Source organism: Streptomyces cylindrosporus (genome assembly GCF_022698165.1).
Classification (GTDB): domain Bacteria; phylum Actinomycetota; class Actinomycetes; order Streptomycetales; family Streptomycetaceae; genus Streptomyces; species Streptomyces cylindrosporus.
Window position 1 is genome coordinate 422,862 of record NZ_JALDAY010000002.1, and the last position, 13,558, is coordinate 436,419.

Consider the following 13,558-nt stretch of genomic DNA (forward strand, 5'->3'; position numbering starts at 1 on the left):
CTCACTCGTACGCCGTCGTCTCCTCCAGGGCCGCGTCCCGTACGTCGGCCCAGGGGTGGCGGCGCAGCGCCCGCAGCCGCTCCCGCCAGACGGCGGGCCACTCGGTACCGTTGCCGACCGCCTGCACGACGGCGAGGGCGAGCAGGCCCTGGGTGTGCCCGCCGTGCTCGGTCAGCCGTACTGCCTCGGCCAGCAGGGCGTCGGGGTCCACCTGCTTCTCGCGGTGCCCCAGGCGGGTCGCCAGTCTGTCGGCGACCTCGGCGGCCAGCACAGGCCGGCCGTCGCCCACGGCGGCGGCCAACCGGTCCAGGTCCAGCGGTACGGCGGCCAGGTCCAGGTGGGTCGCGGCGAGCGCGGCGGCATGCGGGACGTGGGCGTCGTACTCCCCCAGCAGTTCGCTCGCGGCGAGCGCGACGGGGCGGACGGCCTCCGGATCCGTGCGGGCGCCCTGTTCCAGACAGGCGACGAGGAACCCGATGCGACGGCGGGCGGGCCGGTCGCGCCGCTCCTCGGCGTCGGGTTCGGTGTCGGCCGGGGTCTCGGCCAGGGTGCGCAGCGCTTCGCGCAGCCCGAGGGCGCCCTCGGGAGTGGCCGCCGCGGCCGTGACCAGGCCCCGGGCGGCGGCATGCCAGTTGGCGCGCTCCGTCAGGTCGGTCGCGGCGCGGGCCAGCACGCCGGGTGCCTCGGGCGACCAGGGGGTCCAGCGGGCCAGTGCCGTGAAGGCGAGGTCCGCGGTCTCGGCGTCGTCGGTGGCGCTGACCTCGCGGACCAGGGCGGCGTAGCGCTCCCGTCGCGGCTCGGGCAGGTCGAACGGGGTGACGCGGAGCACGGCGGCGCGCAGGACCGGTTCGGCGCCGGCCGCGTCGCGCAGCAGCGCCCAGACCTCCTCGTGGCCCAGCAGGCCTCCGGTGAAGGCGACGCAGGCCGCGCGTACGTCGAGGTGGGTACCCGGGCGCGCGTAGGTGTCGGTGACCAGGCGCGCGGCCTGCGGCACGGGCAGGCGGGTCGCCGCGAGCCGCACGGCCTCCTTGCGGCTGGTCACCTTGGCGTCCGGCGCGGTGAGCACCTCCGTCAGCTGCGCGGCAAGGCGCGACGGCGCCGCGTAGCGGGAAGCGCGGGTGGCCGCGTAGACGGCGACCCGGGCCCGGTCCCCGCCGGCGTGGGCCAGCAGCTCGGGCAGCGCGTCGGCGGGTCGGTCGGTGCGGGACAGCGCGGCGAGCGCCGCCTCCGCGAGGACGACCTCGGACGATCCGGTCCAGCGGCGGACCAGGTCGGCGCCGCCGTCCGGCACTCGCGCGGCCTGTGCCACGGCGTGTGCCCGCTGGTACACCGGCAGCCCGGCGTCCCCGGCCTGCGCCGCCAACTGCCTGAGCAGCGCGGCCTGTTGACGTGGCACCCAGCGCCGCACGTCCGTGGTCGCCGGTACGGACCACGGGGTGCCCTTGGTCAGGAAGCGGCCGTAGGGCGGGGTCTCGGCGAGCAACTGGTCCAGGAGGTCGGTGCGGCGCCGGACGAGGGTGTGCAGCACCGTCGGCAGCACGGCCGCGGAGGGTTCCTGGGCGAGGATGCGCGCCACCCGTTCGTCGCGGGTGGCGTGCGGCTCCAGCCACAGCTCGACGGCGGTGCGCACGGTGGCGTCGTTGCCGTACCGGACCGCCTGCCACAGCAGTTCCTGCAGCTCGGTCATGCCGGCGGCGCGCCGGCCCGCGGCGCGGGCGAGGGCGAAGGCGAGGCCGTAGTCGGCCTTCTCCGCGCCCGCCTCGATCCACGGCCGCAGCGCCTCGTACACCTGGTGCTCCTGGCCGCGCCGCAGCGTGCGGTCGAGGCCTCCGAGGTCCGCGCCGCCGGTGTGGCCGGAGATCCGGACCAGGGTGCGCAGCGCCCAGTTCACCAACTCCCTTGATCCGCCCGCCGCCTGCTCGCGCAGTACGGCGACGGCGAGCGTGCTGAGCCGCCGCCGGGTCTCGGGCGAGGAGTCACGGGCCTCGACGGCGTCGCCGGCGATCCGGTCCAGGTGCGGCGCCGCGTCCTCGGTGAACAGGGCGGCCCGGGTGCCGGCGAGGGCGCGCAGCGCGGCCGACCGCACGGGGTCCTGTTCGTTGCGCAGCCGCTCCATGTCCCGCAGTACGGCGGTGACGGCGGCTGGGTCGCCCCAACGCGCGGCGTTGCGGATCAGCAGCGGCCAGGCCTCGGCACGGTCCTCGGCGGCCGCCCGCCGGGTCGCGGCCAGCAGCCGCTCGCGCACCTCGTCGACGGGCAGATACGACTCGGCGAGCAGCACCGCGTTCCACCGCGCGCCGCGTTCACGGGCCCGTTCGGCCGACTCCCTTGCCCGGTCGGCCGCATGACGGCGCGTCAGTACATCGAGTACGGCGACATCGAGCGTGTCGGAGTCGCCGCGCCCTTCGTTGACGGCGGTGTACAGCGCCTGTCGCCGGGACGGCGGGAGTGCCGTCAGCAGGACGGGCAGAGTGCCGTACGGCAGCAACGACCGCCCGTAGTCGACGAGTTCGGGCCGCTCGGAGCGGGCCAGCCGGCGCAGGGTGCCCGTGCTCATCGAGCGGACGCCGACCACGTCGGCCCACGCCGGAGTGAGCAGGAGCCGCAGGACCCGGCCCGGATCCACGGCGGCGAACGTCCGTACGTGGTCGCGGAGTTCGTACGGCAGCCGGGCGGGCCCCAGCCGGTCGAGGAGGTCGAGCACGCGCAGCGGCTCGGCGGGCGTCACCGTGGCCACCGCGCGCCCGTAGCGCGACCACCAGGTCTCGCGCAGCGCCGGCGGCAGCGCGGACAGCTGCGCCTCCAGCGTGTCGAGCAGGACCGTGGGGTGCCGCCTGGCCAGTGCCGTCCACGCCCCGACGCCGTGCAGCAGCCCGGGCAGCAGCCGCGCCACCGTGTCGGCCGTGCAGCCGGGCAGCAGCCTGGCTGCCTCCGTGTCTCCCCGGTCGGCGCGCACCGCGTCGACGAGCCGGTCGGCGAGCGCGGTGCGCCCCGAGGCGACCACCGCGTGCAGCAGGTCCCGGCGCACGACCTCACAGGCGTCGGCGAGTCCCGCCTCGAAGGCCGCGTCCGGCACGCCGAGGCTGTCGGCCACCCGCAGCGCGTGACCCCGGACGAAGGAGTCGGCGTCGGCGATCCGTGCGGCGATCCACTCGCAGTCGCCCCCGACGGACGCGGCGACGACGGCGAGCTGCCGTCCGTAGGTCCCGCGGCCTTCCAGTTCCTCCAGCACCGGCCGCAAGGGCGTCGTCTCCCGTACCCGGGTGGCGAGTCTCCGCATGCGCTGCGGGTGCGGGAGGGGATCGAGGACGTTCAGCAGGCTCTCGGCCTGCTGCTGCGGGGTGAGACGGACCATGCGGGGATTGTGCCTGCCCACGCACGCGTGGCGGGCGGAATTTCGCTCAGCAGCGGGTGCGCCGGAGCTCCAGCCGTTCCTTCTCCGACAGCCCGCCCCACACGCCGAAGCGTTCGTCGTTGCGTATCGCGTACTCCAGGCAGGCCGGCCGCATCTCGCACATGCCGCAGATGCGCTTCGCCTCACGTACCGAGCTGCCCGGCTCGGGAAAGAAGAAGTCCGCCCCGGTCTGCGCGCACAGCGCCTGGGCCTGCCAGGCGAGGTCGGCCGGTGGGATCGTGTCGATGTGCATGGACGGGATCGTGCCGGGCACCGAAAAACGTTCGATCAACGCGCGATCAACGGCGCCTGCGCGGCCCCCGGCCACCCTGATGGTGGCGTGCCCGCACCCCGGCGCGCACGGCGGCGCGCGGAACACTTCGGCGGCGATTGTCAGTGGGCGGTGCAAGACTCGGCAGTGCAGAGAACGGGACCCTTACGAGGAGGGCGATGATGCTCACCACCCGTTTCGTCAACGGCGCTCCGAACTGGATCGATGTCGGCACCTCCGACATCGACGGCGCCATTTCCTTCTACGGCGGCCTCTTCGGCTGGGAGTTCCGGTCGGCGGGACCGGACGCCGGCGGTTACGGCTTCTTCCAGCTGGGCGGTAAGACGGCGGCCGGCGGCATGCAGACCACGCCCGAGCAGGGCCCACCCTCCTGGACCGTCTACTTCCAGACCGCGGACGCCGAGGCCACCGCCAAGGCGGCCGAGCAGGCGCACGGCAGTGTGCTGATGCAGCCGATGGACGTGATGGGCGAGGGCCACATGGCGATCCTCGCGGACAAGGCGAGCGTGCCGTTCGGCATCTGGCAGCCGGGCCGCACCAAGGGCGTCGACGTGGCGAACGAGCCCGGTTCGCTGTCCTGGGTCGAGCTCTACACCCCGGACATCGCCGCGGCCGCGTGGTTCTACCACGAGACGCTGGGTCTGGAGACCGAGGCGGTGTCCTTCCCGGGCGGGACGTACACCACCTTCAACCCCGCCGGGGGCGGCGCGGACTCGATGTTCGGCGGCGTCGTGCCCCTGGCCGACGACCCGTCCGAGGACAGCGCCTACTGGCTCCCGTACTTCGAGGTCACCGACACGGACGCCACGGTGGCCAAGGCCCGGGAGCTGGGCGGCACGGTCCGCGTCCCCGCCACGGACATCGAGGGAGTGGGCCGCTTCGCCAAGCTGACGGACCCGTACGGCGCCCGCTTCGCGGTGATCAAGAGCGCGACTCAACAGGCATAGGGGCGCCGCAGGGTCACGCCGAGGCGCGCCGCACCAGCGTGGTGGGCAGCACCACGCTGGACGGCGCGCCTTCGACCCCCTGCTCCGCGCCGCCGCGCAACAGCAGCCGAGCCATCAGCCGCCCCATCTCCTCGATGTCCTGCCGGACGGTGGTCAGCGGCGGATCCGTCTGCTCGGCGACCGGCAGCATGTCGTCGAACCCGATCAGCGCGACGTCCTCCGGCACCCGCCGCCCTCGCTCCCGCAGCACACGCAAGGCCCCCGACGCGGTGAGGTCGTTGGCGGCGAACACGGCGTCCGGAGAAGGGTGCCGTTCGAGCAGCTCCCGCATGGCCCGCTCGCCCCCGGCCGGAGTGAAGTCGCTCTCCACGACCAGCCCGGGATCCGCGTCACCCATCACGTCCCGGTACCCTTCCAGCCGGTCCGCCGCGGACGTCTGGTCCAGCGGCCCGGTGATGTGCGCGACGCGCGTCCGCCCGAGCCCGACGAGGTGTTGTACGGCCTCCCGCGCCCCGCCCCGGTTGTCGCTGTCGACGTACACCGCACCGCCACTGTCCTCGCTCCAGCCGGGCCGCCCACCGAACACCGTGGGCACACCGGCACGCTGGATCAGCCCGGGCAGCGGGTCGTCGAGGTGCAGCGAGAAGACGAGCGCGCCGTCGACATGACCGCCGGCGAGATACCGTCCGACCCGCGCGTGGTCGTCCCGGCCCTCCGTCAGCAGCAGCACGAGCTGGTTGTCGTGGGCGGTCAACTCCTTGCTGATACCGCGCAGTTGCAGAGCGAAGAAGGGGTCGGCGAACACCCGCGTCTCCGGTTCGGCGATGACCACGGCGACGGCGTCGTGCCGCCGGGTCACCAGGCTGCGGGCGGCCTGGTTCGGCACGTACCCCAGTTCTTCCACGGCCCGCCGCACCCGCGCCACGAGCGGCTCGCGCACCCCGTCCCCGCCGTTCACCACCCGCGACGCGGTGGCCCGGGAGACTCCGGCCCGGGCGGCCACGGCCTCCAGAGTGGGACGCGGCGCTGTGTCGGTCACTTCGGGGCTCCTCATCGGCGGGGTGCCGATCAGGATAACGCCGGGCGCACAGGTCGTGAGAGCGCTCTCGACTCAGGGACCCGAAGGTCCCGGCTGCTCCTTCTTCGCGCGGCTCGGCTGCACCCGCTTGGGCTCACCCGGCATCTTGGGGTATTCGGGCGGGTACGGCAGATCGCCGAGGCCGTGGTCGTGCTCGTCGCGGCGGGCGAGCTCCAGCAGCGCGTCGAGCGAGTAGCGGTGGTCGTCCATGTCCGCGTGCACATCGCCGAGTTCGGCGAAGCGCGCGGGCATGGTCGCGAGGTCGAAGTCCCGCGGATGCACCTCTCCGACCTCGTCCCAGCGCAGCGGCGCGGAGACGGGGGCGTGCGGGCGGGGCCGTACCGAATAGGCGGAGGCGATGGTGCGGTCGCGGGCCGTCTGGTTGTAGTCGACGAAGATCTTCTCGCCCCGCTCCTCCTTCCACCACTTGGTCGTCACCCGCTCCGGCATCCGGCGCTCCAGCTCGCGGCCCACGGCGATGGCGGCGCGCCGGACCTGGGTGAAGGTCCAGCGCGGTTCGATCGGCACGAAGACGTGCAGGCCCCGGCCGCCGGAGGTCTTGGGGAAGCCGCGCAGACCGCCGAACTCCTCCAGGACGCCCCGGAGTTCGAAGGCGGCGCGCACCGCGTCGTCGAAGTCGGTGCCGGGCTGCGGGTCGAGGTCGATGCGGAGTTCGTCGGGGCTGTCGACGTCGTCGCGGCGTACCGGCCAGGGGTGGAAGGTGAGCGTGCCGTACTGGGCGGCCCACAGTACGGCGGCCTCCTCGGTGGGGCACATCTCGTCGGCGCTGCGGCCGCTGGGGAAGGTGATGTGGGCCCGCGGGATCCAGTCGGGCATGTTCTTGGGCGCCCGCTTCTGGAAGAAGTTCTCGCCGGTCACGCCTTCGGGATAGCGCTCCAGCGTGGTGGGCCGGTCGCGCAGGGCGCGCAGGATGCCGGGGCCGACGGCGATGTAGTACCGGGCGAGGTCCAGCTTGGTGAATCCGCGCTCGGGGAAGAAGATCTTGTCCGGGCTGGAGAGCCGGACGGTGCGCCCGCCCGCCTCCAGTTCCACCGCTTCGCCCATGCGGCCACGGTAGGCGTACCTCGCAAAGCTCGCACACCGGGCGACAGTGGGCATATGCGAGCAGAATCGGAGCATGGATCTCCCGGTGATGCCGCCCGTGAAGCCGATGCTCGCCAAGTCGGTGGCGAAGATCCCGCCGGGCATGCAGTACGAGGCGAAGTGGGACGGGTTCCGGGCGATCGTGTTCCGCGACGGGGACGAGGTCGAGCTCGGCAGCCGTACCGGAAAGCCGCTGACCAGGTACTTCCCGGAGCTTGTCGCGGCGCTGCGGGAGCGGGTGCCTGAGCGGTGCGTGCTGGACGGCGAGATCGTCATCGCGCGCGACGGGCGGCTCGACTTCGACGCGCTGACCGAGCGCATCCACCCGGCGGACTCCCGGGTGCGGATGCTCGCCGAGAAGACCCCGGCGTCCTTCGTGGCCTTCGATCTGCTCGCGCTGCACGACGAGTCGCTCCTGGACGTGGCGCTGACCGACCGGCGCGCCCTGCTGGCCCGCGCCCTGGACGGCGTCACCGCGCCGGTGCACCTCGCGCCGGCGACGACCGACGTCGAGGTCGCGCAGGGCTGGTTCGAGCAGTACGAGGGTGCGGGCCTGGACGGCGTGATCGCCAAGCCGCTCACCTTGCGCTACCTCCAGGACGAGCGCGCGATGTTCAAGATCAAGCACGAGCGCACGGCGGACGTGGTGGTCGCGGGCTACCGCTTCCACAAGAGCGGACCGATCGTCGGCTCCCTGCTGCTCGGCCTGTACGACGACCAGGGCAGGCTCCAACATGTGGGCGTGTCGGCCGCGTTCGCCATGAAGAAGCGCGCCGAGCTGGTCGAGGAGCTGGAGCCGCTGCGGATGGACAGCGCCGAGGGGCATCCCTGGGCCGCCTGGTCGGACGAGGCGGCGCACGAGACGGCCCGGCTGCCCGGCGCGCCCAGCCGCTGGTCGGGCAAGAAGGACCTGTCCTGGGTGCCGCTGCGGCCGGAGCGGGTGGTCGAGGTCGCCTACGACCACATGGAGAACGGCGCGCGCTTCCGACACACGGCCCGCTTCCGCCGCTGGCGCCCGGACCGCACCCCGCAGAGCTGCACGTACGCGCAGCTGGAGGAGCCGGTGCGCTACGACCTGGGCGAGATCCTGGGCGGTCCCTGAGGAAGGCGGTCCCGAGGAAGTCCTCGACTCAGGGCGTCATCAGCACCTTCACCGCGCCGTCCCGCTTCTTCTGGAACATCTCGTACGCGCGCGGGGCCTCGGCCAGCGGCACCCGGTGGGTGGCGAAGTCGTCGACGCCGAGCGGGTCCTCGTCGGTCAGGTACGGCAGGATCTCGTCGCTCCACCGGCGCACGTTGGCCTGGCCCATGCGGATCTGGATCTGCTTGTCGAACAGGGTGAGCAGGGGCAGCGGGTCCGCCATCCCGCCGTAGACACCGACGAGGGAGAGCGTGCCGCCGCGGCGGACCAGGTCGATCGCGGTGTAGAGGGCGGCGAGCCGGTCGACGCTGAACCGTTCGGCGAACGGCCCGCTGAGCTTGCGCGGCAGCAGGGCCGAGGCCTGCTGCGCGAGCCGGGCGGCGGCACTGCCGTGGGCCTCGGTGCCGACCGCGTCGATCACCGCGTCGGGGCCGCGCCCGTCGGTCTCGTCGCGGATCGCGGAGACCAGCTCCTTCTCGCTGTCGAAGTCCCTGAGGTCGTACGTCTCGACACCGCGGGCCCGTGCCCGGCGCAGCCGCTCGGTCACCAGGTCGACGCCGAACACCCGGCCCGCGCCGCGCACCTGGGCCACCCGGCAGGCCATGTCCCCGATCGGACCGAGGCCGAGCACGGCGACGCTGCCGCCCTCGGGGACGCCGGCGTAGGTGACCGCCTGCCAGGCGGTGGGCAGCACGTCGGAGAGGTAGACGAAGCGGTCGTCGGGCGGGCCGTCCGGCACCTTGATCGGGCCGAACTGGGCCTGCGGGACGCGCAGGTACTCGGCCTGGGCACCCGGGACGGCGCCGTACAGGCGGGTGTAGCCGAACAGCGCGGCGCCCATGCCCTCGCCGGTGACCTGGGTGGTCTCGCACTGGGTGGGCAGCCCGGTCAGGCACATCCAGCAGTCGCCGCAGGCGATCTGGAACGGCACGACGACCCGGTCGCCCACCGCGAGGTCCGGCACCCCGGCGCCGACCTCCTCGACGATGCCCATCGGCTCGTGTCCGAGGATGTCGCCCGGTGTCATGAACGGGGTCAACACCTCGTAGAGATGCAGGTCGGAGCCGCACAGTCCGGTCGACGTGATGCGGATGACCGCGTCGGTCGGCTCCTGGATCTTCGGATCGGGGGCGTCTTCCACCCGTACGTCTCGCTTGCCCTGCCATGTCACAGCCTTCATGGCGGCCGAGTACCCGACGTTCACCCTCGTTCACGTCCGATTGGCGTATTCAACGCGCACAATCAGAACCGAGCGGGTATGGCCACGAATGAACTTATAAGCGCACAATCAATGACACGGGATGTGGATGGTGGCCACGGTGAGCAAGGGACGAACGGCACGTGGAAGACGTGCCTCGACGACGGTGGCGCTGCTGGCCGCCACGGTGACGGCCGCACTGGCGGCCGGCTGCACGGGACAGCACACCCCGGCGGACGACGGCCGCGGCCGGACACAGCCGCCCACGTCCCCCTCGCCGTCCCCGGACCAGAGCGCGGCCGCCGGCGCCCCGGTGCTCGCCGTGAAGATCGACAACGTGCCCGCGGCCCGCCCGCAGACCGGGCTGCGCTCCGCGGACGTCGTCTACGCCGAGCAGGTCGAGGGCGGCCTCAGCAGGCTGATGGCGGTCTACGCGAGCCAGTTGCCCAAGTCCGTCGGACCGGTCCGCAGCGCCCGCGAGTCCGACCTGGAGCTGCTGCGCCAGTACGACGACCCGACGCTCGCCTTCTCCGGCGCCCAGCACAAGCTGCTGCCACTGATCGACAAGGCCCCGCTGACCGCCGAACCCCCGGACAAGGCCGACGGCGCCTACTACCGCGGCGCCGACAAGCCCTCACCCCACAACCTCTACCTGCACCCCGCCCGTCTGATGCCGTCGGCACCGGGTCCGGAGGCGCTGACCAACGGATTCCGGTACGGCGCCGCACCCGCCGGCGGCACGCCGGACACGTCGGCCACCGTCCGCTACCCGTCCGCCCGCTTCGACTTCACCTGGTCCGAGGACCGCCACCGCTGGCTGGTCTCGATGGACGGCACGCCCACCGTGACCACCGACGGAAAACGGGTGACACCGGCGACGGTCGTGCTGCAGTACGTGAAGGTGCGCAAGTCCGCCTTCCACGACGTCCTCGGCAACAACACCCCGTACACCGAGACCGTGGGCTCCGGGAGGGCGAAGGTGCTGCGGGACGGGAAGGCGTACGACGTCGACTGGAAGCGCGCGAACGCCACCGACGGCACGGACTTCACGACCGGGGACGGCGCGCCCGTGAACTTCGCGAAGGGCCAGGTGTGGGTGGTCTTCGTCAAGGCCTCCTGACGGCGGCCGTGGTCTCAGCGCTGCGCGACGAGGGGTTCCGCGGGGTTGCGGAGCCCCTCGGCCGCGTCCGCGACCCGCCGGATGAGTTCGAAGAACAGCGCCTGCTCGTCGGCGGAGAGCGGGGCCAGGAAGACCTGGTTCATCCGGGCCGTGCGCACGGTCAGCTTGCGGTGGGTGCGCAGGCCCTCGTCCGTCAGCCGCAGCAGGAACCGGCGGCCGTCCCGCGGGTCGCGCACCTTGCCTAGCAGGCCGCGCCTGCCGAGCCGGCTGATCACCTCGGCGATCGTGGACCGGTCGAGCCCCACCCGCTCCCCCACCGTGCGCTGGTCCAGGCCGGGCTCGGCGACGAGCGCGTTGAGGACCGCGAACTGCGGCGAGGTGATCTCCTCCGAGACCATGGTGTTCCACAGCAGGTAGTGGGCCTGCTGCAGCCGCCGGGCCAGGTGCCCGGGGTGGGTGGTGAGGTCCACCGCGGCCATGTGCGCTCCCCGAGGTCGAATTCGTTGGTGCACTGAACGATACCCGCCGCGTTCCTCCCCTGTCTGTACACCGGCACGCCTCCCCTGACCTCATGCTTCTCCTGGGTCTTGACGCCGACTCCTTCCGGTGGCAGCGTGAAGGAAACTTCACCGAAATAGTCAGTGCCCTGATTAATCAGCGAGATGGAGCTTCACTGATGGACAAGGTGGTCGCCACAGCCGCCGAGGCGGTGGCCGACGTGCCGGACGGCGCCACACTCGCCGTCGGCGGTTTCGGGCTGAGCGGGGTGCCGAACGTGCTGATCCAGGCGCTGTACGAGCGTGGCGTCGGCGGTCTGGGCGTGGTCTCCAACAACTGCGGGGCGATGGAGTCCGGCCTCGCGGTGCTGCTGGCGGCCGGGCGGATCGCCCGGGTCACCGGCTCCTACATCGGGGCGAACAAGGAGTTCGCGCGGCAGTACCTGGCCGGCGAGCTGGAGGTGGAGCTGATCCCGCAGGGCACGCTGGCCGAGCGGCTGCGGGCCGGCGGCGCCGGGATCCCCGCCTTCTACACGCCCGCGGGAGTGGGCACGCAGGTCGCCGAGGGCGGACTGCCGTGGCGTTACGACGGTGAGGGCGGCGTCGCGCTGGCCTCACCGCCGAAGGAGGTACGGGAGTTCGACGGGGTGGAGTACGTGCTGGAGCGCGGCATCCGCACCGACTTCGCGCTGGTGCGGGCCGCCAAGGGCGACCGGCACGGCAACCTGGTCTTCAACAAGTCCACCCGGAACTTCAACCCGCTCGCGGCGATGGCCGGGCGGGTTACGGTCGCCGAGGTGGAGGAGCTCGTCGAGCCCGGCGAGATCGACCCGGACGCGGTGCATCTGCCGGGCATCTTCGTGCAGCGCGTGGTGGCGCTGAGCCCCGAGCAGGCGGCGGACAAGAAGATCGAGCAGCGGACGGTGAGCAGCTGATGGCCTGGACACGTGAGCAGATGGCCGCCCGGGCCGCGCGCGAGCTTGCCGACGGGCAGTACGTCAACCTCGGCATCGGCCTGCCCACGCTGATCCCGAACTATCTGCCGGAGGGCGTGGAGGTGATCCTGGAGTCGGAGAACGGCATCCTGGGCACGGGCCCGTATCCGGCCGAGGACGCGGTCGACCCGGATCTGATCAACGCCGGCAAGGAGACCGTGACGGTCCTGCCGGGCGCCTCCTTCTTCGACTCCGCGCTGTCCTTCTCGATGATCCGCGGCGGGCACATCGATGTCGCGGTGCTGGGCGCGATGCAGGTCTCCGCGAAGGGGGACCTGGCGAACTGGGCCGTTCCCGGGAAGCTGATCACCGGGATCGGCGGGGCGATGGACCTGGTGCACGGGGCTCGTACGGTCATCGTGGTGATGACGCACACCGCGAAGGACGGGTCGGCGAAGATCCTGGAGGAGTGCACGCTGCCGCTCACAGGCCAAGCGTGTGTGAACCGGGTCATCACCGATCTCGGGGTGATCGACGTGACATCGGACGGACTCGTGTTGACCGAGGTCGCGCCGGGTGTGAGCGTCGAGGACGTCATCGCCGAGACCGACGCGAAACTGACCGTTGCGGAGGACCTGCTGTGAACACGGTTTACATCGTCGACGCTGTCCGTACCCCGATCGGCCGTTACAACGGTGGTCTCGCTTCGGTGCGCCCGGACGACCTGGCCGCCCACGCCATCCGCGAACTGATCGCCCGCACCCCCGCCCTGGACCCGGCCCGGATCGAGGACGTCTACTTCGGCAACGCCAACGGCGCGGGCGAGGAGAACCGCAACGTCGGCCGCATGGCCGCACTGCTCGCCGGCCTGCCCACCTCCGTGCCCGGCGTCACCGTCAACCGCCTGTGCGCCTCCGGCCTCGAAGCCGTCATCCAGGCGTCCCGTGCCATCGCGGTCGGCGACGCCCACATCGCCGTGGCCGGCGGCGTCGAGTCGATGACCCGCGCCCCCTACGTGCTGCCCAAGAACGACAAGCCCTTCCCGGCCGCCCACACCGAGCTGTACTCGACCACCCTCGGCTGGCGCATGGTCAACCCGAGGATGGACCCGCAGTGGACGATCCCGTTGGGCGAGTCCGCCGAGCTGATCGCCGAGAAGCACAAGATCAGCCGGGAGCAGCAGGACGAGTTCGCGCTCGCCTCGCACCAGAAGGCGGCCCGGGCCCAGCAACAGGGCCTGTTCGACGCCGAGTTGGTGCCCGTGTCGATTCCGCAGCGCAAGGGTGAGCCGGTCGTCCTCGCCGCCGACGAGTCGGTCCGCGCGGACGCTTCCCTGGCCGCGATGGCCAAGCTCAAGCCGTCCTTCCGCAAGGAGAACGGCACGGTCACCGCGGGCAACGCCTCCCCGCTCAACGACGGTGCCGCCGCCCTGCTCCTGGTCGACGAGGAGGGCCTCAAGGCGGTGGGCCGCGAGCCGCTGGCCCGGGTCTCCGCGACCGGCGTGCACGCCGTCGACCCGCAGTACTTCGGGCTCGCCCCGGTCGAGGCCGTGGGCCGCGCCCTCACCAAGGCCGGCAAGGGATTTGACGACCTGTCAGTTCTCGAACTGAATGAAGCCTTCGCCGCCCAGGTGCTCGGCTGCGTCGCCGAGTGGCCCGAGTTCGACCCGGCGATCCTCAACCCCCAGGGCGGCGCCATCGCCCTCGGCCACCCGCTCGGCGCCTCCGGTGCCCGCCTCGCCGGGACGGTCGCCCACCAGCTCGCCCGCCGCGGCTCCGGCACCGGCGTCGCCACCCTCTGCATCGGCGTCGGCCAGGGCCTCGCCCTCGTCCTCGAACGCTGAGACCCCCGA

General features: G+C 72.5%; 12 protein-coding genes. 6 read left to right on the plus strand and 6 right to left on the minus strand.

Annotated elements, in window-relative coordinates; translation table 11 throughout:
• Position 1: 1 nt before the first annotated feature.
• Positions 2-3,355 (minus strand): hypothetical protein, encoded by a 3,354-nt coding sequence (locus MQP27_RS07025; RefSeq protein WP_242762308.1) that lies wholly within the window; start codon positions 3,353-3,355, stop codon positions 2-4.
• Between the two features lie 46 nt (positions 3,356-3,401).
• The gene (locus tag MQP27_RS07030; protein WP_242762309.1) at positions 3,402-3,647 is read right to left on the minus strand and encodes a WhiB family transcriptional regulator; all 246 of its coding nucleotides are present in this window, start codon (positions 3,645-3,647) and stop codon (positions 3,402-3,404) included.
• Between the two features lie 200 nt (positions 3,648-3,847).
• Between MQP27_RS07030 and MQP27_RS07035 the strand changes: the two genes are divergently transcribed.
• Positions 3,848-4,633: a VOC family protein gene (locus tag MQP27_RS07035; protein WP_242763598.1), complete on the plus strand. Its 786-nt coding sequence runs from the start codon at positions 3,848-3,850 to the stop codon at positions 4,631-4,633.
• A 13-nt stretch (positions 4,634-4,646) separates the two neighbouring features.
• Here MQP27_RS07035 and MQP27_RS07040 read toward each other — a convergent pair whose 3' ends face one another.
• Positions 4,647-5,672 carry a LacI family DNA-binding transcriptional regulator gene (locus tag MQP27_RS07040; RefSeq protein ID WP_242762310.1) on the minus strand — a complete coding sequence of 342 codons (1,026 nt, stop codon included), beginning with the start codon at positions 5,670-5,672 and terminating at the stop codon, positions 4,647-4,649.
• Positions 5,673-5,744: 72 nt separating this feature from the next.
• On the minus strand, positions 5,745-6,776 hold the full coding sequence (gene ligD, locus MQP27_RS07045; RefSeq protein WP_242762312.1) for a non-homologous end-joining DNA ligase: 1,032 nt from the start codon (positions 6,774-6,776) through the stop codon (positions 5,745-5,747).
• A 73-nt stretch (positions 6,777-6,849) separates the two neighbouring features.
• Between ligD and MQP27_RS07050 the strand changes: the two genes are divergently transcribed.
• Complete coding sequence (locus MQP27_RS07050; protein ID WP_242762314.1) at positions 6,850-7,917, plus strand: ATP-dependent DNA ligase; 1,068 nt, start codon at positions 6,850-6,852, stop codon at positions 7,915-7,917.
• A 28-nt stretch (positions 7,918-7,945) separates the two neighbouring features.
• Here MQP27_RS07050 and MQP27_RS07055 read toward each other — a convergent pair whose 3' ends face one another.
• Positions 7,946-9,136, minus strand: coding sequence for a zinc-dependent alcohol dehydrogenase (locus MQP27_RS07055; protein ID WP_242762316.1), 1,191 nt, complete (start codon positions 9,134-9,136; stop codon positions 7,946-7,948).
• A gap of 127 nt (positions 9,137-9,263) precedes the next feature.
• Here MQP27_RS07055 and MQP27_RS07060 point away from each other — a divergent pair, with 127 nt between their 5' ends.
• Entirely contained in the window at positions 9,264-10,274 is a 1,011-nt protein-coding gene (locus MQP27_RS07060; protein ID WP_242762318.1) for a DUF3048 domain-containing protein, read from the plus strand.
• A gap of 14 nt (positions 10,275-10,288) precedes the next feature.
• Here the strand turns inward: MQP27_RS07060 and MQP27_RS07065 are convergent, their stop codons facing one another.
• Positions 10,289-10,753 carry a MarR family winged helix-turn-helix transcriptional regulator gene (locus tag MQP27_RS07065; RefSeq protein WP_242762320.1) on the minus strand — a complete coding sequence of 155 codons (465 nt, stop codon included), beginning with the start codon at positions 10,751-10,753 and terminating at the stop codon, positions 10,289-10,291.
• A gap of 197 nt (positions 10,754-10,950) precedes the next feature.
• Between MQP27_RS07065 and MQP27_RS07070 the strand changes: the two genes are divergently transcribed.
• The 3 genes from MQP27_RS07070 to MQP27_RS07080 are packed head-to-tail and all read left to right on the plus strand — an operon-like array spanning position 10,951 to position 13,549.
• Positions 10,951-11,706: a CoA transferase subunit A gene (locus tag MQP27_RS07070; protein ID WP_242762322.1), complete on the plus strand. Its 756-nt coding sequence runs from the start codon at positions 10,951-10,953 to the stop codon at positions 11,704-11,706.
• The gene (locus MQP27_RS07075; RefSeq protein WP_242762324.1) at positions 11,706-12,350 is read left to right on the plus strand and encodes a CoA transferase subunit B; all 645 of its coding nucleotides are present in this window, start codon (positions 11,706-11,708) and stop codon (positions 12,348-12,350) included. Before MQP27_RS07070 ends, MQP27_RS07075 begins: the two co-directional genes overlap by 1 nt.
• Complete coding sequence (locus MQP27_RS07080) at positions 12,347-13,549, plus strand: thiolase family protein (RefSeq protein WP_242762326.1); 1,203 nt, start codon at positions 12,347-12,349, stop codon at positions 13,547-13,549. Before MQP27_RS07075 ends, MQP27_RS07080 begins: the two co-directional genes overlap by 4 nt.
• Positions 13,550-13,558: the final 9 nt, after the last annotated feature.

Coding starts and splice junctions, on each gene's coding strand:
- MQP27_RS07025 (WP_242762308.1), bottom strand. CDS start 3,355: ATGGTCCGTCTCACCCCGCAGCAGCAGGCCGAGAGCCTGCTGAACGTC.
- MQP27_RS07030 (WP_242762309.1), bottom strand. CDS start 3,647: ATGCACATCGACACGATCCCACCGGCCGACCTCGCCTGGCAGGCCCAG.
- MQP27_RS07035 (WP_242763598.1), top strand. CDS start 3,848: ATGCTCACCACCCGTTTCGTCAACGGCGCTCCGAACTGGATCGATGTC.
- ligD (WP_242762312.1), bottom strand. CDS start 6,776: ATGGGCGAAGCGGTGGAACTGGAGGCGGGCGGGCGCACCGTCCGGCTC.
- MQP27_RS07050 (WP_242762314.1), top strand. CDS start 6,850: ATGGATCTCCCGGTGATGCCGCCCGTGAAGCCGATGCTCGCCAAGTCG.
- MQP27_RS07055 (WP_242762316.1), bottom strand. CDS start 9,136: ATGAAGGCTGTGACATGGCAGGGCAAGCGAGACGTACGGGTGGAAGAC.
- MQP27_RS07060 (WP_242762318.1), top strand. CDS start 9,264: ATGGTGGCCACGGTGAGCAAGGGACGAACGGCACGTGGAAGACGTGCC.
- MQP27_RS07065 (WP_242762320.1), bottom strand. CDS start 10,753: ATGGCCGCGGTGGACCTCACCACCCACCCCGGGCACCTGGCCCGGCGG.
- MQP27_RS07070 (WP_242762322.1), top strand. CDS start 10,951: ATGGACAAGGTGGTCGCCACAGCCGCCGAGGCGGTGGCCGACGTGCCG.
- MQP27_RS07075 (WP_242762324.1), top strand. CDS start 11,706: ATGGCCTGGACACGTGAGCAGATGGCCGCCCGGGCCGCGCGCGAGCTT.